This window comes from Sphingobacterium sp. B29, from assembly GCF_001952815.1.
Lineage (GTDB): Bacteria > Bacteroidota > Bacteroidia > Sphingobacteriales > Sphingobacteriaceae > Sphingobacterium > Sphingobacterium siyangense.
The window spans coordinates 4,911,399-4,933,156 of sequence record NZ_CP019158.1; the positions used below are offsets into that span (position 1 = coordinate 4,911,399).

Here is a 21,758-nt window from a genome sequence, read left to right on the forward strand (position 1 = left end):
ATCTGTCATTCACAATCAAAAAATGTCATCTGAAATTTAATTCCGTCAACTGCATTAAAAAACAAGTCATGTACAATTATATTTGGCTCCCTCCAATTAAACTTCATAAAATCATCTTTTAACTATTTATATAATCGAGATGAAAAGAACTTACAAATTTTCTTTAGATGAGGGTTTTAGCGCAGTCAACCAACCTCAGCAAACATTGAGTTACCCCATCCGCAATGCAGAGCAAATGCATTGGCAATCTACAGACAACCAGATTAGCGAGCAGATCTTCGATGGGCGGTATGCTTACCTCTATTATTACGAGTATTGGATCAACGAGGCAATGGATCTCCAGGTGGAGATCACCATGAACGACCTGCATCTCATCTATCCCCAGTTAAGCACAGGGCATATTTACGGCAAACGTATGGATCAATCTTTTACCTTCGAACTATCAGAAGCAGAAGGTGCATATTTTTACCTCGCTAAAGGCATTTACAACCTTCACCTGCCAGTAGGCCACCACATTTTGATTGGCTTTATTGTCGATGCGGGCATGTTCAGACCACCTGTCCTACAGCAATTCTCTTTTATCAGACATCTTATACAAGCCAAGAAGGAACAGTCTGCGGCAACACTTAAAAGTGCAGACTTTAGGGTCGGCCCGCTAACCATCAAATATCTGCGCATTCTATTTAGCAAGCTTAACCCCAATACGCTAAATAACGAGCATATCCTGCTCAGATACTTAATTTTCCTGGTTCATCTCAGCCGCTTTAAGCTCATCGAGGTAGAGGATCCGATCCTTCCTCTCCCACAGAAAGCGAAAGAACTACTCGAAGTGATCGTCTTTCATGAAGGCGCGAAGACGCGCATCCATGAAATTGCTCAGGTCCTAGGTGTCGATCCAGCGAGTCTAAGCCGCCAATACCATCAATTTTACGGTATCAGCATGCAAGACGAACGCAATATGCGCTTGCTGGCATTCGTACAAGTTACCATCGTGGAGCATGATAAACTTGGTGCTACTGCAGATGAGACCGGATTTAGCGGTCCGAGTGAACTGAACCGGTTTATAAAGAAGTTGACCGGCAAAACTGCATCGCAGTTTAAGGCCGAAATTGAAAAAAATCTCAAACGCTAAAAATAACCGATAAACTTAAACATGAAATTTAACAACAACAAAAAACTAGGCACTAAAATCACCCAAGCCATTCTTCAAGATACTTATGAGGCCGTACCGCAACTGATGACCTTGTTGGCTCCGGAAGGATGGCGAGAAAGTTCCTTCCATCAGGAGCTTATGGTCTGTCGCTATGAGTTCTACCACGAATTTTTCCAAACGGATGATTATCTGTCTACAGGAATCGACTTTAGGCGATCGGACTCGGATCAGGAAATCACCTCCGAACCACAACTCAGTTTTGATGAATACCTCTACCTCACCTTTCCTCCAATTGGCAATGATCATCTGGAGCTCTTCTATATCCTATCCAGCATATTGATTGAAATCACCTTTACCTCCGCTCTCTACCGAGACCATGAGTTTGATGCTTACTATTTTGACGAATTGCATTGTGAAGGCATCATGATCCAGTTGGCTTATGTCAATAATCAGGTCGACAAAGAATGGGCTAACATCGCTTTCACGGCCTTTCCGCCACCCTATCTCGATGAGATGGACGTACATCACTGTCTGGAACTTTTATTTACAATTCTAAAAAAACATGGCTTTAAGCTGGATTATTGGCATGGTGAATTACTCTACATTGTAGAGTTGCAAGATATGTATTGGGCTATCCTGTATGGGGATCTAGACTACGAAGAAAAAAATAGTCGGCGCCAGCAGATTAAATCCGATATCAGCGAAATCCTTGATCGTTATGACAGCACCTACATTGATCCGCTTAACCTATCGTCAATTGTCGACCTATTCAACCGACGCTGGGTATGCCCATTTGTATTGGCCTACCTCCATGTTTATGATGAATTTCCTAAAGGCTATCCCTATCTGCTTACAGATTATGAAGGCTGCTAAGAAGCCGAACAAACTTGGCATATCGCTCGATCAAATTTGGCCTAACACTAGGGCGGTTTAAGAAGGTAATTTAGTGTTGTAAACTTAGTAAACAGATGAACAATACAAATAGACAGATCAGCCATCAAGATTTTCAAATTGGAAAGCTCCCTTCGTTAGTGAAAGCGGGAATCCAATTATTGTCGCGATTTCCGATGCTCGTCGTTCGCTTTTGCTTAGTTCATTGGAAAGAAATCGCGGTGACTTTTTATGGCTCACTGATGATGGGCCTCTGGATTTTCGTCGCTTACAACAAGCTTACAGGTTTTGACCAAAATATGGAAGGCATGCTTCGTCAGCCATTTCCAAGACCTTTTGGCATGTTCTTGGCATACGCTATACCAGGTAGTGAGCTTATTGCCGCACTATTGATCGGCTATCATCGCACCCGGTTATTTGGGCTGGGATTATCAGCACTATTAATGATGGCGTTTACAGTCTATGTCGGATTGGCCATATTACATGTATGGAGTGATAAGCTACCCTGTAATTGCGGTCTGATCATTCAGATTGGCTGGAAAAAACATTTTGTATTAAACCTCTTTCTACTACTAATCAGCAGCTGGGCCTTTGTACTCCAATGGTGGCTATTAAAATCTAACCTTCATATTGACAAGCAAAATAATATAGATCGTTATAAAATCACCAATTCGATCCCATTAATGAGAAATCGAAAAAGGGAAACCCTGCATAGGTTGAAATGTAAGCATAAGCATACGAAAGAATAGCACCAAAAGCCACAGCGGATCTCTGATGCAAGGCTATCGGAGTGAAGGGCGCGTCTGCCAAAAGACATGGATTACCCTGTATTCCTGCTGAGGGCTACGGACAGAAAAAATTGGCAGCTACAGGCGGTTAAAAACAACTTATTTACCATTTAAAGTTAAGGTTATGAACCTCATTAAATTTATCAAAACAAATGTGATGCCTATTCTAGGATTAGCCATTGCAGCCGGATTATCAACTTGGTCGTTGACATCTGCAAACACCACTAAATATGCCGCTCCAATGGACTGGTATGAAAAACAACCTGATGGATCGTACCAGTTACTTTCTGGGGGTCCTACAGATGAGCCTTCCAATGGATGTCAGGAAGCTATTACTGATCTTTGTGCCAAGGGTTTTGCACCTGGTACAGCACCATCGGAAATAAATGATTCTACACCAGCTGTCGATCGTTATCATGTAGAGCCCTAATACTTTTGGTTAGCAAAGGAAGCCCCGTAAAAGAATTTTCTTTCACGGGGTTTTCTATTTATTTTGCTGTTACTTCCAACGGAAATGGCCATGTCCAGCGCGGATCATTGGGAGGCAAAACGTATTTCGTTCCATTTACCGTTCTTTCCAAAGTGATATTGGCACCCTCGATATTTAACCGTCGCAGATCTGACCAACGAATCCCACGAAAAATCAATTCTTTTCTACGCTCATCTAAAATTACCTTCAAGGCTTCTGCCTGAGAAAGATTTTCAACAGGCACATATTTCCCTTTTTCCCAGCGCTTCTCCATTAAATGATTTAAATCATCAAGTCCAGGTGTGACCTTGCCATTTCTCACGCGGCATTCTGCCCGATTTAAAAACACCTCATCCACAGCAAGGCCAGAGAAATAATTACTTCGGGTCGAGAAGTAATTATAGGTTCCCCTAAATCGATATCCAGTCGGCCTTTTTTCAAAAAACAATTTCTTGCGCAAATCACTCTCGGCATAACTGTTATAAAGCTGATCGGGAATTAAAGCACTTAAAAATGTCGTTGGATAATATTGAAAAGGAGCAGCAAGCATACCAGTCCAGTAGATCACCTCCGGTTTGATGATGCCCGATTGATTTTTGCCTGTCAATGGTTCAGTTAGTGCCATATTGATCAGGTTATAATCCAAGAGGAAATCTGTGATAGCCAAGCAGGAGTCAGCATATTTTTCTGCTTCCATATAGTCCTGCATGGTTAAATACACTCGAGACAATAAAGCATAGCCAGCCTGTTTGGACGGTCTTGTCGGGAAATCATTATTTTCCTTCAGGTATTTGACACTTTCCTTCAGATCGCCCACAATGCGGCTGTAGGTTTCTGCCACCGTAGACTTCACCAGAACTTCATTAATATCCTCTGTCACCCGCAGGGGGATTGATTTTTCATCATTAGCGGCCCCTTTACGATAAGGCGGTGCAAAAACCTGCGCTAACTGATAAAATAAATGGGCGCGATGGAATAAAGCCTGAGCTTTAAGCTGATTTAAATCAGCTTGCGAAGCATTTATCTTGTCTAAATGGTTGAGTACCGAATTTGCCACCAATATCGCGCGGTAAGGGTATCTCCAATCTAATACCTCCACTCCCGCATAAGGCTGTATACTCCAGGTATAATAGTTTTGCATTTGAGGGCGTAGGTTTGCATTGAAATCTGCATCCAGCAAGAAAAAATTATCTGCGCCTGACTCCCCCAGTTGTGGAGTCACCCCCTGGCCGTCAGTGCCGTTAATATAGTCATCCCTATCCAATAGTGCCTGAAAATGAACCAATGTGGTCGGGATGATCAATGAATCTTTAGGTTTTTCATTAAGAAACTCTTCCTTGCTGCATCCACTGAATAGTAGGCTTATTATCAACAGTTTTATAATTGATTTCATGTGTTAAAAATTAAAGTGAAAGGTTTAGACCAAATGCGACCTGTCTCGCTTCTCTTGGATTATTGTTATAGTAAGGATCAATGGCGCGGTGATTCGCTTTCCATAGCATTCCCAGATTGCTGAAATATAGAAAGGCTCTTACATTTTTCAATTTTCCGAGTTTAGGAATGGAATAGCCAATATTGATGTCATCAAAACGGATGTGATCGCCACGCTGCACAAGTACCTCAGCATATTTATAAAAATTATCCCGATTCACATTAGCCGGATATACAAGGGAAGGAATAGCTGTGTACATTTCATCCCCAGTTTCTTGCCACCTAGCCGCATAGTCTGCATGCCCGTACCAGTCACCGGCAAACATATTGGTATAATTCACCGAATTTGTCCTAAAATAATAACCGAATTTGAAGCTGATACTAAAAGAAATATCAAATTGTTTATAGATAAATCTATTCCTTACCGCGCCGAAATGTGTCGGCTGGGCAGTGCCAAAGAAAACAAGATCTTCCAAGGGCGTCTGGTTATACAAAGCATTGTAGTCCTTCGAAAGATTTCCTGCCAATAACCCCTGTGGATCGCCATTGGCCGGATCAAGTCCCTCCCATTTCAAAGCGAACACACTGAATAGCGGTCTGCCCTCCAGCGGATTTGCTAAGGTGATCGGTAGGTATTGCTGGCTTGTGCTCGCTACCGGCAATAAGTACTTTGTTATTTTGGAACTTGTATGACTATACATCCATACAGTTTCCCAGCTCAGTGCGCCTTTAATATTCTGCGTGTTGATCTGAATATCAATGCCGCGTCCCTTCATATCAGCCACATTCATGTAGACACTTGACACACCGTAGGTAGGATCTACTGGAGTACTGGCAAGTAGATCGACCGCTTTTTTAGTGTACCAATCGATCTTTCCTGAAATACGCTTATTCAAAAACTCAAAATCAATCCCCACATTCCACTGCTTCACTCTTTCCCAGGAGAGCTTACTATTGGCAATATTATTTAGATAAGCTGTTGGGAAAGGATGCGTAGTACCGCTTGTATTTAATGTAATGGTCGATATCGCATTGGCATTGCGCGCAATATTTCCGCTGGCACCATAGGTCCCCCTAAGTTTAAAGCGGGAAAACAGTTTGTTCAGTCCGATATCTTCCTTTGCCATATCCCAGGCCGCACCTAATGACCATAATGGTGTCCCCTTGTCATTTGTATTGAGGCCGAAGAGATTCGCTTCATCCTTTCGTAAACTGGCGTATACATCATACCGATTTTTGTAGCGATAAGATAAATTGCCAAAGTAAGACAAGAAGTTGTCTACAGCGCCATCCTTATAATCATTAAATGCGATTCGCCTCGTTGCCGTTGTTGTCCGCCGTGGAAAATAAGTCAACAGATCCACTTGATTAGCTATGGCGCCATTTTCGGCATTATAGCCTATATTTTGGTAGTTTTCATTTTGAGTCCGAATTGTACGGATCTCAAATCCGGCCATCGCATCCAGTTGATGTTCTTGCTTCCAATTTTTAGAATAATTGAGCTGCCCTCTCCCTTGATGGCTGCGGGTGCTGCTATAATTTTGCCAGATAATCCCACCCAAGGGAAATGGATAAGTGACCAGACCTGTGGTGCGATTGATCTGCGCAAGATCATTGATATTGTTTCGCGCATAATACGATTCCTCGGAAAATAGATCCCGACCATTGCCGGACTGATGCTGATATTGGTATTGGAGCGAAGCCTGCAATCCATCGAGAACTTTATAGTCCGCCGAGACAGCGAAAAGTAAATCCTGCTTGTCTGTGGAATGCGTCTCGCGATTTATTTCGTCTAAGGGACGATATGTCCAGTCCAACAAGCGGCCATTACCGACAGTGTCCAAAAATCCTTTTCTATAATTCAGATACACGGGCAACGCCTTCCCATTGTCATCAGCCAAGCGTGCATACGGTGATAAGGTATACGTACCAGAGGGTGCTGTTCCCATCCCATCATTATTTCCATTCTTGTTGTTTGTACGGATATAACTGATTGTCGTTTCAAATCCGAGCCGATCCGTTACTTTGAAGCGATTGTTGGAACGCAGTGTAAATCGCTGATTGGATGTACCAACCAATTGACTACGCCCTTGATCCAAACCAGTTGAAATGTAATACTGCATCCTGTCATTTGCACCACTGACATTCACGGCATTCTGACTATTTAGTGTGCCCTGATAAAAATATTTCCGAAGATCTTCTTTCACATCCTGACCAGCCAGTTGTGCTAACTGCGCATCAAGATCAGGCGCGTTGGCAATCATCAGTTCCACCGCATCCGGTACGACAGCAATTCTATTTCCTAAGGTTGTCGGATTTTTATAAGCATCGTATCGGCCATTGTCAAAAAGAAACTTTTCCAAAGCGATACGATCTGCCGAAGACATGATTTTGCGGTGATCAAGGTCAGGCTTTCCCTTATAGGACAAGTTACTATTCCAGGAGACTGTGGTCGCTCCTATTTTTCCTTTTTTGCTGGTCAGTACAATAACACCATTACCAGCACGTGCACCCCAAATGGAGGCAGCAGCTGCATCTTTAAGAACAGATACGGAGGCAATATCATTGGGATTGATATTTTCCAGATCACCTTCATACGGAAAGTTGTCCAGTACGATCAAAGGTTTGGCTTCGGCATTGATGGTGCTACGGCCACGGATCAGAAAAGCATCCTGCGCTGCCGCATCCCCATGATTGACCAATAATCCCGGAGAGAGGTTCTCGATACGTTCGATTATGTTTGCACCGACATTCCGATTGATCAGCTCTGTTCCGATCACATCGACACTGCCCACTGCCCTTTCTTTTGAAATACGCTGGTATCCTGTATTGATCAGTACCTCCTGCAGCATATTGTCTGCTTTAGCTAATCCAATTTCTATCGTGCTGGATAAATGCAAGTCAAATGCTATTGTTTTAGGCAGGTACCCTATCCGCGATAAGGTCAGGCTTCCTTTCGGCACATTTGTTTTAATTTCGAATTTGCCCTTATTATCGGTAGACGCTTTTATCGATGATCCACCGACAAGTGTAATGGTAACACCATCTATAGGTGTGTTTGTGGAGGAGTCACGCACTATTCCGGCCAATAGACCTCGATTATTTTGACTATAGCCAAAATTGACTGATAATAAGGATATGATGAGGAGAACAAAGTATACTTTGATCCCACTATGTAATTGTAGTATAGGGTTCATTATAGGTTATCTTATGTTAGGCTTAATTTCAGCTATATTGTTATCCGCAAGGATGAGCACCTCTATTTTTCTTTTCTTTTTCGAAGCAATAAGACCATAAGGTCTTAGGGCAAGATTGAGCTTATCAAGATTAAATTGGAGGTTTTTATAGTAAGGCATCGTCACTTTATCCGTAAAGCCCGATTCATCTATAAAAAGAGGCTGGTCAACCTTCCATCGTACTGAAAAATTGAGCAGCTTAACAAAGTCTTGAAAGTCCTGTGGATGGCCAGAATTGGTGATGCTCTCTTTAATATTACTTCCTTTCAATTTGCCAATAATAATACAGTCTTTGACTACTAGCTTACGCTCCATTTTGACATTAAATTGAAGCGATAGATCATTTAAAACTCTTCTTACCCAGAATGATCTGGTGGTATCCTTGCTGATCAATTGGTAGCAGAACATGGCCTCCATACCGGGAAGTTTATCTATCTCCAATAGCTTTTTATTGATGACGATAGTTTTGTTGTTGGGTTGTTGCAAGGTCCGCATAAACATGGAAATCGGATCAGCATTGGTGTAATTGGCAAAGATTTTGTTTTGTGAAATCACCTGCGAGATAATACTGCCGAGCCCTTTTTGTCCACTACTGAATGTTGAAACAGCGAAGCTATTAACCTTAGCGGTATCGATAAAATCTGCAAGATAGCGACTGGTAGAGAAATCGAGGCGATCATTTTTAGTCGCAAGCTTAAACGAATCGTCTTTCAAAGCGCGCCGAATATTTTCACCTGTTGTGTTGGATCCTTCGGTAATTGCGATGATTTTTCCATTTTTAATCCATACCTGATGCGGGATCATTTTATGGGGGAAATACTGTTTCAGATATTCCGTTTTCGTACCCGAGAATAGTTTTATTCCCTGTTTTTTCAGGAAAGCATTTACTCGATCTGCATCTTCATAACTTGTGGCAAATACCGCTAAATTATCTTTAAAAATTAGCTGTAAGCTATCCAGCTTGTGGATGGACTTGATACAGGGACTACACCATGTTGCCCAAAAATCAATGATGATCAATTTCTTGTCTCGTAACTGACTAAGTTTAAATGAATCACTTTGAGATGGAGCATTAACGATATCAATTGGCAAATCCCAAAGGGACTCTGGGATGCTATCGCCCACTTTCAGCGGTTTAATCAATAGCCCATCGACCCCGCTGTCCTTGCGGGGCGTCTGAGCTGATAAACTAAACATAGAAAACATTACAATACCCCAGAAAAGGATTGACAATTTTAAGCAATTCGACTTAGCTTGTTTTGGGTAGAAGTATTGCGCAATAGGCAGTTCACTCCCCCCCTTGTAAAAATGAGTCATTTTTAAAGGTGTTAATAGGGCTGTGACCTGCTTGGATTAGAATCCTTTTCTGATACTTACAAACGCATCGCTTTTGCTCCTAAGCCTTGCTTAGGTCACAAATAAAAAATGATTGATAATTGCAACCTAAGAGCGTTTGATTGAGATTTTCTAGGTAAATAATAGGGTCGCTACGCTCTTCAAGATTAGGAGTCATTATATGACTTTGTTTGCAGAGCTACTCCGCTGGCTTAATCTTGTTTTTGGTAATTTGCTTTTTTTTCATACTCGTTTGTTTATTGAAACGAGTCTTGTGGCAGGTGTATAAACCAACAATGGCGCGGCATCCAACCTACTGTCTACGTGGCCCTGAGAAGCCTATGGAACGAGTAAGCGGACGCCGCGCCATTACCGACGGGCGTTTTGATCCACTTATCGCCTTGCTCCATTTGAAATTTCTCAGGTTTCGTAGACAAGACTCATAAGTGCTACCACCTATTAAGATGGTGCAAATGTATTGTTTTAATATGCCAAAGACAAATTATTTGCTTTAAAAGTGGCTTTAAATGTTCTTAAGACTGATTTTATCGACAAATAATCGTACCTTTAGGTCAAAGATACCAAATTAGATTTTGGTACCAAACGGGTAACTTACCCGTATTTTACGGATTTATTTAATCGAATAAATTATGAGTGTTGTATTTCAAGATGAAAGAAAAATTAAACAGGGCGAAGTCGTAGCAAAGCTTCGTAGGATGCAGGGAATCAAGCAAGAGGCATTGGGTAAAATGTGTCCAAGCAATTTTTCTCAACAGAAAATATCAGAGATTGAGAGTCAAATCGTTATTGAAGAACCCACTCTTGAAGAGTTAGCTCTCGCTTTAGGTGTTACTGTTGAATTTATCAAAAATTTTAATGATGATAATGCAATTTATAATATCCAACATAATCATGACTTTAAAGATCATGCCGTCGCACATCAAAATCACCAACCCATATTCAATGAAACTTCCAAATTAACTTCGCTCTTAGAAAGACTTGTTAAGGACGACGCTGTTAAAACTCAGGCGATTTTAGATTTGACCAAAGTGGTTGCAGATTTAGCGGACGAGGTAAAGAGGTTGAAAAAAAAGTAAGATATCAGAGAGTTTACGGAAAATGTAACAACAACTTTTCAGTCCCTAAAAACGGATCTTAATGCGATACCTTGAAAATCAGTAATTTTTTGCTCGAGCTTTTTAACACCACACAGAACCTGTTATAAATATTATATCAATTGCTACGACTTTCTAAATGAAAATATTTTTGATTTATACTTGGGATCTAACAATCTTTTTCTAGCGTCTAAAGCGCCATAAGCATAATTAGCTAAAATCTGAATATCTCTTAGATATTCTTCGATAATATTTTCGTCTTTCTCTAAAATAAACTTTTCAAACCATTCATCTGAATTATCTTGATATTCAGAATTAGAATTTACAACATTTATTTTTTCCTTTTCAAGGTAATATGAAAGAGCATTTTTTCGAACTTCTTCAATTGCATATTCCGGAGTAAATTGACCCCATGATTCCGGCACTTTGCACTGGAGTATATGCGCGATTCCATTGAGTTATCGCATGCCATTCCGGCAGATGTTGACCCCCTATAAGATTTAGATGGATTTATTCCGGATCATACTGACCCCTCAAAAATAATATGGGGTCTAATTCCGGAGCATCTTGCCCCCCTTGGTTATTTTGATTTATTTGGGATAAGATTTTTAAGAGTTATTCCAATGGCCGGTAAATCAAGACCCATGAGTCAGATAAAACAATTGATAAGATTGAAACAGCAGGGCTATGCCATAAAAGCGATAGCACGTTGTTTATCACTGAGTAAGAACACCGTAAAGACCTATCTTTTCAAGATCGGTCAGGCAAAGCTCAACATGAACGAGCTGCTGGAACTGGAGGATCCGATTCTCGACGGGCTTCTGAATGCCGGTAATCCAGCCTATCGTGATGCCCGGTTTGAGGATTTCAAAGAGCGGCTTTCCTATTTTCAGCAAGAACTCGGCCGTCCCGGTGTTACCCGTAAACTTCTTTGGGAAGAATATAAGCAGAGCGTGTCGGACGGCTATGAACTTTCACAGTTCTGTTTCCACCTGGGACAATATCTCAAAGTACAGAAGCGCAGCTCGATGGTCATGGAACATACGCCAGCAGATAAACTTTATATCGACTTTTCCGGCAAGAAGCTTCATTTTATCGATGGTAATACCGGTGAGATCATAAATTGTGAGATATTTGTAGCCTGTCTTCCTTTTTCCAATTATTGTTATGCCACAGCTGTGCCGAGCCAGAAGACACCCGACTTTTTGGACGCGCTGGATAAATGTATACAGTTTCTTGGCGGGGTGCCAAGATGTATCGTTCCGGACAATCTTAAGTCTGCGGTTATAAAAAGTGACAGGTACGAACCGGAAATCAACCGCTGTATGGAAGATCTGGCCAATTATTACGGTACTGTTATCGTTCCTGCACGCGCTGGAAAGCCCAGGGACAAGAGTGCCGTAGAAAACCATGTAAAGATCATTTATACGCAGGTATTTGCCAAACTTCGAAACAGGAGCTTTTTCTCATTATCAGCCCTCAACAGCGCCGTTGAAGACTGTGTATTGAAGCTGAACCAGACGCGTATGCAGAACAGGAGTTATTGTCGGCAGGAACGGTTCCTCAGCTGTGAAAAACATCTTCTGTTACCATTACCCGAGCATCGCTTTGCACTAAAATATTATGCGGAGCTTAAGATCGGTGAAAACGGGCACGTCTATCTTGGCAGGGACAGACACTTCTATAGTGCCCCGAGTTGCTATATCGGAAAGAAAGCACAGGTTATCTACACCAAGAATCTCGTGCACATCTTTGTTGGAGGAAAACAGGTTGCCCTGCATCAGAGGAGCCCAAAACAGAATGCCTACACCACCCTGGAGGAACATCTGGATGCCAGGTACCGTGAGTTCAGAAAAAGGAACCCTGCCCATTACCTTACAAGAGCAAATGCCATATCTCCGGTATTCAGTGAACTGGTACAGATGATCTTTGACCAGAAACGCCATCCTGAACAGCTTTACAGGACATGTGACGGACTGTTCAGGCTTCAAAGAACCTACAGCGACCTGTTTATAAAGGCCTGCCAGGTGGCTATTACTCATCGCCAGCTACGGTATAAGTTTGTTGAAGGCCTTTTAATAACCGGCATGGTAAACTTTCCGGAGCACCAGGGCGCACAGATCGAAAAAAAAACTTCCCCTGCATGAAAATATCAGGAACCGGGGGTATTATTCATAACATAAAAATCAATTACAGTGAACATTGAACACAACATGAAAAGTCTCCGGCTATTGGGCATGGAGCGTAGCTGGAAAGCGCTGGTGGAAACCCGTCGTATGACAGAACTTAACTTTGAGGATGGGTTGCAGCTGCTCTTGCAGTCGGAGCTGGACAGCCGGGAAGAAAAACGGTTTGACAGACTAAAAAAGAATGCTGCCTTTCGCTATCAGGCATCGGTTGAGGAGCTCAATATGGATCCCAAACGCGGTATGGACAAAGCCCAGATCGCTGACCTAATTACTGGCGGGTACATTGAAAGAGGTGAGCCGCTACTGATATCGGGCGCGACGGGGTGCGGAAAAAGCTTTCTGGCCTCAGCCCTTGGTTTAAAAGCATGCTCACAGGGAAAAAAGGTCTTATACTTCAATCTACAGAAGCTGCTCCAGCGAACCAAGATTGCCAGACTGGAAGGATCAATGCACAAACTTTTGGACAGGATTGCAAAAGCTGACCTGCTGATCCTGGATGACTTTGGTCTTGTAAATCTAGACCAGCAGCAAAGGCTGGACCTGATGGAAATTATTGAAGATAGGCATGCCAGATCATCGACCATTATAGCCAGTCAGCTTCCCGTAGCAAGCTGGTATGATGTGATTGGGGAAGATACAATCGCCGACGCCGTATTGGACCGGATTGTACATACTTCACACCGAATTGAACTTAAGGGTGAAAGTCTAAGAAAAAAAAGGTAATATTGTCAGGCTATTGGTGAAAATCCCCCAGATAACCAAAATCAGAGGGGTCAGTATCGCCGGAAAGGGGTCAACATCACCGGAATATGCATCAATAGTTGAACCCATTTTATCAATATGTCTAACATACCTATGTGGGATTATAATAAAATCTGGAGGTAGATTTTCACTAAAAAATAAATAGAGGTATGATTTGTCATTTGGATGAAGTGTTGTTCTTGAAAGAAATTGTTCAATAATAAACGACATAGAATGAAAATTTGAAATAACGATTTTTAAATCCCGAATAAACAATGGTAAATCTGAAAGATCTTTATACCTCCCCAAATTATTTAAGTTTCCTTGAAATCGTGAGATTTTCTTATCAATAATATCCATCTGCTTATACACTAAATCTAAAGCACGAGAATATTGCAATTCATATCTACTAATTTCCAACTGTCTTTCATTAAATTGATTTTGATTTTTTTGTTGCTGATATGCTTGATAGGCATAGATGACTGTTCCAAAAGTTAACAACAAACCAAATATTCCGGTTACAACTTCGAATGTTTTAAAATCTTGTTCTTCTGCTTTAAGACTTACTGTTGCAAATAACAATCCATATGTCACAGCTATCACTGCGCACAATACACAGACAATAATAGTTTTATCCTTAGTCATATTTGAAGTCAAATTACAACATTAAAGCTAGATTACTATAATATACAGATCATATAACAAGTATCTTACAATGTCAAATTGATATTTTCTAATTTATATTCTCTGTCTTTCTGGTGAAATTTCAAAACCCGTTGGAAGGGGTTTAAACGGCTTTTCTGGAGCTATATGGTTTGTTTGAAAATCCCTCAACCCCTGTATATCAAGTTTTGATATAATAAATGTATCTAATTCTCCTCCATGAATTTTCTGAATATCTCTCATCCAACTGTCTTTATATGGAGCTCTAATTCTTGTGTCACCATACACTTTATTATTACATATTGATAAAAAACAATGAATATCCAAAGACGCTGAATTAACTAGATGTTGATACGTTTCCAAGTCTTGATTCCAAGCCACAACAAATAATGTATCAATATTACCTCTTAGCACAGCTCTATTATTTATATCAAGCATATCATTACAAATAAGACCACTAAAAACAAATCCGCAGTGTCTGATGATCAACTTCTTCATATACTTTGGTAAAATAACTAAATCTTTCTTTCTTCGAATTTCATCACTTTCATGAATCGCCCCTATTATTTTTGATTGGTATAACGCGACAGAATCACCTCTATTATGATTGCAATTTAGAACATATATTAATTGATTATCCACGGTTTTGTCATCGAATTTATATTCCAAACCAGCAATAAGATTAACGCCCACTAAGCTCAACTTTCTAGCTATTTGAACATAAATATTTCTTGGTAGACATAGTTCATGAAATACAGCATAATTAATATTTCGACTATCTTTAATTATATTATTTACTATCTCGATTAATCTATCATACCTTGATTTATCCGCATCAAGTCTAAATTGCCTAACAGTGGAATCAAAAGAATTATTATCTGTAAAAAAATGTGTATTACAAATACTTGGGTTATTATTTGTATTTGTATTTGTAAAATCAATGAAATTTAAGGTATCCACCCCCTTATACTTATCATTAACTGAGATTTCGTATTTATGGTAATACTTTTCTGCCAACTTCCGAAACAATCCTCGATCTTCCTCAATAACACTATTCTTAAATGTTATGGTGAGCTCTAGTAAAGACAGTCGTCTTGTAAAAAAAAAGAAACCAGTTGATGACGCTATATTTCCAACAATACCATTATTTCGATCAATAAAGTCAAATATGTCGGCATCAAAAAATATATCTCTAAGAAAGATAATTTTTGATTCTGTGATATTTTGAACTTTATATTCTTTAAATTCTTTAAATTTATAATAGGTTTCCTTATAGGGTATTTTATGTAAATCAACATTAAAAAAAAGTTGTACATTATAAAGTGTATCCTTCTTAATTAGATTTTCAGGTGCTTTCTCTTTTAACCATTTGTGAGCATATTCGCTATTTATCTTGTCAAGAGAGTTACTAGTAAGGATATTTTCTCCAATTTTAACATTTAGAAAACGTTTAGCATTTTCTAAATATGTCTGGTAAACACTTTGCTCTTTTAAATGTTTTAGAACACTACTTAAATTCTCAAAATAGCGCTTAATCAGGACCTCGTTATTAGAATGAATAATTAAACCAAATAATCGTGGGATATATTTGCTTAGATCAACAAAATTTTTAAAATCAAAAATATAATTTTCAATAATATTCAAAAAGTTATTTAGTCTCTTTTGCCAAATATTCCTATCATAGGAACAAATAAATGTCTCAAAACCAACAATCTCCTTAATAAATTTATTCCTTTTTAATATTAATCCACTAGATTTTCTAAGTCCATTGACATCCTCACATTCGCGGTTCAATTCATGGAAAAGATCCATATTTTCAACATCATCATAATCAGAATTATCTGGCATTAGCTTCCATTCACTTGAAGTCTTATTTATAGATTTTTTTAATTGATTGATTTCTGTTATATCTTCTTTAGCATTAAAAATAAAAATATTCTCCTTTTCGGAATTGAATTTCACGGAGGTGACTGTCCCATCTTTATATGTTAAGTCCCCATCTTCAGAAATTAAAAATGTTTTAAGCGGCTTCAGAATACTTTTTAAATCTAATTCTTCATTATCAAATCCAATATTTTCTAAGGCAATTATAATATCATCAACATACCTACCATAGTATAGTGGCTTCAAATTTTCGAGTATATCTTTATCTAGCTCCAATAAATATATATTTGCTAAAACTCGTGAAACATTTAGAGTCAAAGGAAGTCCATGTTTTTTGGAGTCTAGATTGTTTTGTTGGAAAAAGCTTTGATATTGTCCATTATTTAATTCATTAAATTTCTCTAACATTTGAAAGAGAAGCTTATTAACTAATAAATCTATTTTAGTCAATTCTAATTCAGAGCACAATTCTTCAACCTTAAACTTTAACTCCTCTAACTCAATAGAATGATAATATTTTTTGAGATCGGAAGTAATAACTAAAACATCTTTATCTATTTCAATTGATTTAAAAAGATCGTTTTGCCATTTTTTATAATCATTAAAATAAGGTTTATATAATGTATCATTTTGCCTATAGTAAGGCAGATTAAGACTATCATCACATTTTTTCAGCCTACAACCATATACATTGGAAGGAAAATTTCGGTCGAGTTTGTATCCAATTCGGTTTAGCCACAAGCCCCCAATAATTTGAAAATATATCGAAATATCCCCTATAAATCTAAAATCAATCTCCTTTATTTTGAAAAGATTCCTTTCCAAATTTTTTATAGATTTTTTCACAGCAGATTTACTCAAATCATCAAATGAAATATCTTTGAAAATAAATTCGCCAGTCCCGATATTTTCGGGATTGTTGATAAAACTTTTCAATTCGGATTCTGTACCCTCCAATATGGACAAGAGATATGAAAGCTTATCTTCAATATTTTCTTCAAACAAAGGAATACGATTTAACCGTATATAATCCTTCTCATAGAATAATTCCCTTTTTACTTTTCTATAGGTGAACAATAGTTCTTCCATAGAAATGCTGTCATTAGCCATATTTTTTTTAGAATATTTTTTCAACTATTTCACGATAATCCTATTAAACTTTATGTTTGAACAGGAAAATTCAATTCGTTCTATCTCTATATCAAAACGGGAGCAAATCCAAAAGAAAAGCTTAGTCACTTAGATTAACTACGATTTTGAATATGTTAGATTAATAATTCGAAACTAAGATAGTTATTAATATCCAATTAGTATTCTAGACATCTCCGATTTTTCCAGCAGAATTAACTATAGAGAGGTATTTCTAAAATCTACACCTTTTGTCTCCCTTAATAACAGAGGGTTATGGTTGACGACTTTCTATACGATATTTATGATCCAAATTATTTTAATGTTTAATTTTCTTTAATATTAAATATTATGAATATTTAATATTAATACATTATTTTTGATCAGTAGTCATTACCTCTGTTTTATGGAATCGTTTACAATTATATGTTCTATCTTAGGAGCTATAGCCAGTATTATTACAATATTAACCTTTAGAAATGATCATTCAAAAAAGCCAAATGAAGAACGTGAATTTTTCATCGCGCAATTTCAAAGTACCCGGAGTTTGTCCTTATCCGTTTTAAAAAAAATGGAAGAGTATTGCAAGAAAAATAATGCCTATGATAAGTTTATCTTCGAAGACATTACTTTTAGTCAATATATAAAGCTATTAAAACATTCTCAAGAAAGTGATCTATCTGAAGATCTTTTAAAGAAAACAATTGAATTTCCATTAACAACTCCGATGATAAACTCAATGGTCAAAAGTCTTGAAAATCAATTCAACGAACTTTTGAAGGTTGATAGTTGGATAAACGGCAAAATACTCTAATACTGATTTTAATATTACAATAATGAATCAAACACCTACTTTATCTCAGTTAACAGGAAATTTGGACCGTGTATTAGAAAAAAGAAATGGTGGGGCCATTAATTTTAAGGGTATCCATTTTCAAATCTTATATACTGCTTATAGAATTTTGGAAGAATTAAAACAGAACTCCAAAATTAATTCTATTCAAATGGAAGGAATTGAGGACATCGATATTCATTCTTCATCTAATATTACTGTAGACGCTGAGTACGTCCAATTGAAATCATCAGTTAACGTGATGGATGCTGGAACTTTTTGGACTTTAGGGGTTCTTCAAAACTTTCTTGAAGTATATAAAAACAAAGCCAATAGTAAATTTAAAATGGTACATAACATGGCCATTTCCAAGGGAAATCTCTCGTATATTAAAAACAGAAAAAAGGGTGATACTATTCCAGAGTTTTGGATCAGTAAATTGAATACTCTATCTCAAACAATAGATTTCGTAGATTTTCTAGATTGCATTTCATTCGAATATCGCGCATCTGAGGATCTATATAAAAATATACAAGTTTTGTTATACAAAGAATGGGATATCAATAAAGGTGCAGAAGCCCAATTTCTTAATGCATTGTTTTACAACATTCTAATTTGGTCTAAAGATAGAGCAACTGTCAATCAACTAGACATAGTCAAACTTTTTCAGAGCGTCAAAGACTCATCTTCTAAATCTCCAACAAATAAAGCAATACAAAATAATTGGATCGCACCAATATTGTATGAAAAATCAGATTTAAAGTTAGATGATTATTATGATGGTAAGGCTGCTAGACCACAACATATTGCAATGGGTTTACCGACCAAGAGAAAAAGTTGGGAAAAACTAATTGAGGAAACGATCCGAAAAGCAGATGTAGCTGTAATACGAGCATCGAGTGGACAAGGAAAGTCTACTCTTGCTTGGCAGGTAGGATTTAATTTAAGTAATAAATATTCACTTTATCAATTGCATTCATGTAGAAATATTAACGAAGCTAATTCAGTAATGGAATTTCTACAATCAAGAGTAATCATTGGTGAAATTCCTTTGGTAATCATAGATGGCTTAAGCAATGCTGTAGTCTTTTGGGCCGAAATTGTAGATCGGGCTTATGAGCTACCAATAAAATTTATAATCACTTCAAGGAATGAAGATTGGTCTAGATTCGGTGGGGACATTTCGAGAATTAATCTCATCCACATAGATATCAACTTATCTATTCAAGAAGCTAAAGAAATTTTTGACCAGCTAAAAAAGAAAAATAAAATACATAGTGAAATTATAAATTGGCAACCTATTTGGGAACAAGTGTATGACAAGGGACTATTAATCGAATACACTTACCTCCTTACAAAGGGGCAGATGATCAATGATAGACTTGCTGATCAAATAAAATATCTCAATAATTCAATTTCAGCGTCTGCAAAGATTGAAATTTTGAGAATGGTTTCATTAGCAGACTGTTTAGATATCAAACTTGAAACAATTAGACTTATAAATTACATAAAATCGGTAATAGGTTTTCAGCAAGATAGAGGCTTAATATTAAATGAACTTGAAAAAGAATATTTCCTAAATTTTGACAGTCAATATATAGAAGGACTCCATCCAGTTCGATCAAACCATTTGAAGAACCTTCTTCACCACAACATACCTATTGAAAACTCAATGATTAATCTCTTGATGATATTGGATGATAATCATAGACACGATTTTTTTATTAATGCTCCCTTTTTGCTTTCTGAAGAAGGTAAATCTTCTTTTTATAAAGAACTTGCAAACTTTTTAAGTAAGGGCGAAATTTCAGATATAGTTTTTGCTTTCGATGGCATTATGCATGGGGAGCCCCAAAGATATTGGCTTACAAATAAAGATTTATTTGATAAAGCGTTTAATATGGGAGCAATTCAATTGTTCACAATGGTAACAGTACCATTTACTAAATTAAACACTTTAAGTGAATTATCTGTAATAACGGGTAAAAAAAACAAATCTTTTCAAGAACTCGATGAACTGAAAGCGAAGTTACCTGACTACACCTTTGAAGACAGTGATTTAGTCTTATTTGCTAGATCGCTGAAAGCCGAATTAGAAAAACGAACAACTCCCATTACCTCTTATCAGGGGCTAGAATTCTTAATAAAATGGTTCGACGAATTGGCACTTCCTCTTAAACTACCATTTATTCAAAGTAAAATTACCATAGAGGATCTTTTGAATATGGATGTTAGTGAAGCGAAAGAACTGATGCTCTTTATGAGGCTTAGTAATCCTACCGCGATAAAGGAATTCATCGCCAAAAATAGAAACTCTATAATTAGTTACCTAAAATTCAACACAAACTCTTTGATAATAGAAGAACAGGGGGAGCAAATAAAAATCAAATATCTTTTATTTGATAATGAAGCAGATAAAGCTAATGAACTAAGTGTATCGAGGATTCAAACAATATATTCTTTTCTTCCTTTTTACAAAAAATATTGTACTGAAGCTATACTACTACCGTTTCCTTCTGAAGAACTTGTATCCGTAGTAAAGCAGAATTCTATTAAACATCTATCCCCCGATGTAATCGGAGATAAATTTGACGTTCATCTCAATCAAATATGGTTGTCTATTATACAAAAAAATTATCACGAAACTTCGGCCTATGACTGGCAATATAATATTATTGAAATCCGTAAAACTGTACTAGAATGGACCAAGATTATTACGAGATTTATCGATTCATTACTTGAGAATAATAATGAAAAGAAAGATAAAGTGCTTCCTGAATTAATTGAAATAAATGAAAAACTTAGTAATTGCATTTCTTCAAAAAAAAGCTATCCTAAGTACAAAAAAAGCTTTTTTGAGCAAGAAAGACATCTATCTGAAGAAAAAGATATAAATAATTGGACCTCCTCGGTTTCGTTGATAAATAATCAATTATTAAATCTTTTTAAACCCAAAGAAATTCATGATCGTAATGTTTTCCTTATTAATTTAAATGATGTTTACTTTGGATTACCAAAAATGCAAAAAGCTTTTAAGAAAATTGAAAGCAAAACTATATCTTATTTCGATTCTGACAAAATTTGTTTAGAAGAGGAAAAATGTTTTGAACGACTTTATGCAACAATAAAATACTATGTATCTCAAATTCCTTTAGAAAGGAAAAAAGCAGATCGTATTGGCAAATTAGCCGTAGAAGAATGGTGGAAAGAAACTAAATATGGAAAATTAAATAGCTTAAAATCTATGCTAACTACTATTCAAAAAGACTCTCATTATAGATTCATTCTTCCAAATAAGTTGAAAGAGACATCTACTGTTACTTATGCCACATTTGGTGTTGAAGGAGCTGATTTTGCAAATGAAAGTGAGATCTTTCAATTTTCACTAGATCTGTGCCTATTATCGCTCCTAGAAATTGACTATTTCACAGTAATTATTGTTAAAAATGGTGTATCGCTAGGTGGGGTGAGATTCAAAAAGGATTATTTTGACGCATTTTATAAAAATTTGTTAGGAGAAGATAATATAAATTTAGACAGATTAACACCAATTCCTCTTGGTAATGATTTAAAAATAATTAGTGATTTGCCTGAAATAAGCTTGCCTCCTCCTTCACTAAAGGCTCAAGATATTGAAAATCGATGCAAAGTATTATTTGAATTATGGAAATTATCTGAACACAGAACCCTTCTCGATAAAAATTCAGAGATCGAATGCAATTGGTTGCATTCAACTGAGATTCAAACGGCAAAATCGATAAAAAAATTAATGACCTCGCTAAATCAAGAATATGAAGAATTTTCCGATTTCGTATACGAAGGGGTTGATGATAATAGAATTTATACAAAATCCGATATTGTCAATCAATTATTTAAAGTATCTAATCAAAAAATTAGTTGATT

15 protein-coding genes are annotated in these 21,758 nt (G+C 37.3%); 9 read left to right on the top strand and 6 right to left on the bottom strand.

Annotated features, from left to right (window positions below; all coding sequences use genetic code 11):
- Positions 1-139 precede the first annotated feature (139 nt).
- The 4 genes from BV902_RS21030 to BV902_RS21045 all read left to right on the top strand — a co-directional run bounded on the left by BV902_RS21030 (position 140) and on the right by BV902_RS21045 (position 3,262).
- A complete protein-coding gene (locus BV902_RS21030) occupies positions 140-1,132 on the top strand; it encodes a helix-turn-helix domain-containing protein (RefSeq protein WP_075993622.1) in 993 nt (330 codons plus the stop codon).
- Positions 1,133-1,153: 21 nt separating this feature from the next.
- The gene (locus BV902_RS21035; protein WP_075993623.1) at positions 1,154-2,026 is read left to right on the top strand and encodes a hypothetical protein; all 873 of its coding nucleotides are present in this window, start codon (positions 1,154-1,156) and stop codon (positions 2,024-2,026) included.
- A 95-nt stretch (positions 2,027-2,121) separates the two neighbouring features.
- Positions 2,122-2,793: a DoxX family protein gene (locus BV902_RS21040; RefSeq protein WP_075993624.1), complete on the top strand. Its 672-nt coding sequence runs from the start codon at positions 2,122-2,124 to the stop codon at positions 2,791-2,793.
- A gap of 163 nt (positions 2,794-2,956) precedes the next feature.
- Positions 2,957-3,262: a hypothetical protein gene (locus BV902_RS21045; RefSeq protein ID WP_075993625.1), complete on the top strand. Its 306-nt coding sequence runs from the start codon at positions 2,957-2,959 to the stop codon at positions 3,260-3,262.
- Between the two features lie 58 nt (positions 3,263-3,320).
- Here BV902_RS21045 and BV902_RS21050 read toward each other — a convergent pair whose 3' ends face one another.
- Genes BV902_RS21050 through BV902_RS21060 form a run of 3 tightly spaced genes read right to left on the bottom strand, consistent with a single transcriptional unit; the run spans position 3,321 to position 9,165 of the window.
- Positions 3,321-4,694: a RagB/SusD family nutrient uptake outer membrane protein gene (locus BV902_RS21050; protein ID WP_075993626.1), complete on the bottom strand. Its 1,374-nt coding sequence runs from the start codon at positions 4,692-4,694 to the stop codon at positions 3,321-3,323.
- Between the two features lie 10 nt (positions 4,695-4,704).
- Positions 4,705-7,929 carry a SusC/RagA family TonB-linked outer membrane protein gene (locus BV902_RS21055; protein ID WP_075993627.1) on the bottom strand — a complete coding sequence of 1,075 codons (3,225 nt, stop codon included), beginning with the start codon at positions 7,927-7,929 and terminating at the stop codon, positions 4,705-4,707.
- Positions 7,930-7,935: 6 nt separating this feature from the next.
- A complete protein-coding gene (locus BV902_RS21060) occupies positions 7,936-9,165 on the bottom strand; it encodes a TlpA family protein disulfide reductase (protein WP_075993628.1) in 1,230 nt (409 codons plus the stop codon).
- Positions 9,166-9,953: 788 nt separating this feature from the next.
- Here BV902_RS21060 and BV902_RS21065 point away from each other — a divergent pair.
- Positions 9,954-10,400, top strand: coding sequence for a helix-turn-helix domain-containing protein (locus tag BV902_RS21065; protein ID WP_075993629.1), 447 nt, complete (start codon positions 9,954-9,956; stop codon positions 10,398-10,400).
- A gap of 143 nt (positions 10,401-10,543) precedes the next feature.
- Here the strand turns inward: BV902_RS21065 and BV902_RS21070 are convergent, their stop codons facing one another.
- Entirely contained in the window at positions 10,544-10,843 is a 300-nt protein-coding gene (locus tag BV902_RS21070; protein WP_075993630.1) for a hypothetical protein, read from the bottom strand.
- A gap of 219 nt (positions 10,844-11,062) precedes the next feature.
- On the opposite strand from BV902_RS21070, the gene istA reads away from it, so the two are divergent.
- Together istA and istB are read left to right on the top strand one after the other, a co-directional pair.
- Positions 11,063-12,565: an IS21 family transposase gene (gene istA, locus BV902_RS21075; RefSeq protein WP_216640387.1), complete on the top strand. Its 1,503-nt coding sequence runs from the start codon at positions 11,063-11,065 to the stop codon at positions 12,563-12,565.
- Positions 12,566-12,613: 48 nt separating this feature from the next.
- On the top strand, positions 12,614-13,330 hold the full coding sequence (gene istB / locus BV902_RS21080; RefSeq protein ID WP_201668617.1) for an IS21-like element helper ATPase IstB: 717 nt from the start codon (positions 12,614-12,616) through the stop codon (positions 13,328-13,330).
- Here istB and BV902_RS21085 read toward each other — a convergent pair.
- Both BV902_RS21085 and BV902_RS21090 read right to left on the bottom strand, forming a co-directional pair.
- A complete protein-coding gene (locus BV902_RS21085; protein ID WP_075993631.1) occupies positions 13,313-13,993 on the bottom strand; it encodes a hypothetical protein in 681 nt (226 codons plus the stop codon). The two genes, istB and BV902_RS21085, sit on opposite strands and share 18 nt — an antisense overlap.
- 93 nt (positions 13,994-14,086) lie before the next feature.
- Positions 14,087-17,005, bottom strand: a complete 2,919-nt coding sequence (locus tag BV902_RS21090; RefSeq protein ID WP_075993632.1) for an RNA-directed DNA polymerase — start codon at positions 17,003-17,005, stop codon at positions 14,087-14,089.
- Positions 17,006-17,429: 424 nt separating this feature from the next.
- On the opposite strand from BV902_RS21090, the gene BV902_RS21095 reads away from it, so the two are divergent.
- Positions 17,430-17,837, top strand: a complete 408-nt coding sequence (locus BV902_RS21095; RefSeq protein WP_075993633.1) for a hypothetical protein — start codon at positions 17,430-17,432, stop codon at positions 17,835-17,837.
- Positions 17,838-17,859: 22 nt separating this feature from the next.
- On the top strand, positions 17,860-21,756 hold the full coding sequence (locus BV902_RS21100; RefSeq protein WP_075993634.1) for a P-loop NTPase: 3,897 nt from the start codon (positions 17,860-17,862) through the stop codon (positions 21,754-21,756).
- The last annotated feature ends 2 nt before the right edge of the window (positions 21,757-21,758 follow it).

What these genes read in the sequence shown, in the direction of transcription:
- BV902_RS21030 (WP_075993622.1), top strand. Translation starts at nt 140, where the DNA reads ATGAAAAGAACTTACAAATTTTCTTTAGATGAGGGTTTTAGCGCAGTC.
- BV902_RS21035 (WP_075993623.1), top strand. Translation starts at nt 1,154, where the DNA reads ATGAAATTTAACAACAACAAAAAACTAGGCACTAAAATCACCCAAGCC.
- BV902_RS21040 (WP_075993624.1), top strand. Translation starts at nt 2,122, where the DNA reads ATGAACAATACAAATAGACAGATCAGCCATCAAGATTTTCAAATTGGA.
- BV902_RS21045 (WP_075993625.1), top strand. Translation starts at nt 2,957, where the DNA reads ATGAACCTCATTAAATTTATCAAAACAAATGTGATGCCTATTCTAGGA.
- BV902_RS21050 (WP_075993626.1), bottom strand. Translation starts at nt 4,694, where the DNA reads ATGAAATCAATTATAAAACTGTTGATAATAAGCCTACTATTCAGTGGA.
- BV902_RS21055 (WP_075993627.1), bottom strand. Translation starts at nt 7,929, where the DNA reads ATGAACCCTATACTACAATTACATAGTGGGATCAAAGTATACTTTGTT.
- BV902_RS21060 (WP_075993628.1), bottom strand. Translation starts at nt 9,165, where the DNA reads ATGTTTAGTTTATCAGCTCAGACGCCCCGCAAGGACAGCGGGGTCGAT.
- BV902_RS21065 (WP_075993629.1), top strand. Translation starts at nt 9,954, where the DNA reads ATGAGTGTTGTATTTCAAGATGAAAGAAAAATTAAACAGGGCGAAGTC.
- istA (WP_216640387.1), top strand. Translation starts at nt 11,063, where the DNA reads ATGAGTCAGATAAAACAATTGATAAGATTGAAACAGCAGGGCTATGCC.
- BV902_RS21085 (WP_075993631.1), bottom strand. Translation starts at nt 13,993, where the DNA reads ATGACTAAGGATAAAACTATTATTGTCTGTGTATTGTGCGCAGTGATA.
- BV902_RS21090 (WP_075993632.1), bottom strand. Translation starts at nt 17,005, where the DNA reads ATGGCTAATGACAGCATTTCTATGGAAGAACTATTGTTCACCTATAGA.
- BV902_RS21095 (WP_075993633.1), top strand. Translation starts at nt 17,430, where the DNA reads ATGGAATCGTTTACAATTATATGTTCTATCTTAGGAGCTATAGCCAGT.
- BV902_RS21100 (WP_075993634.1), top strand. Translation starts at nt 17,860, where the DNA reads ATGAATCAAACACCTACTTTATCTCAGTTAACAGGAAATTTGGACCGT.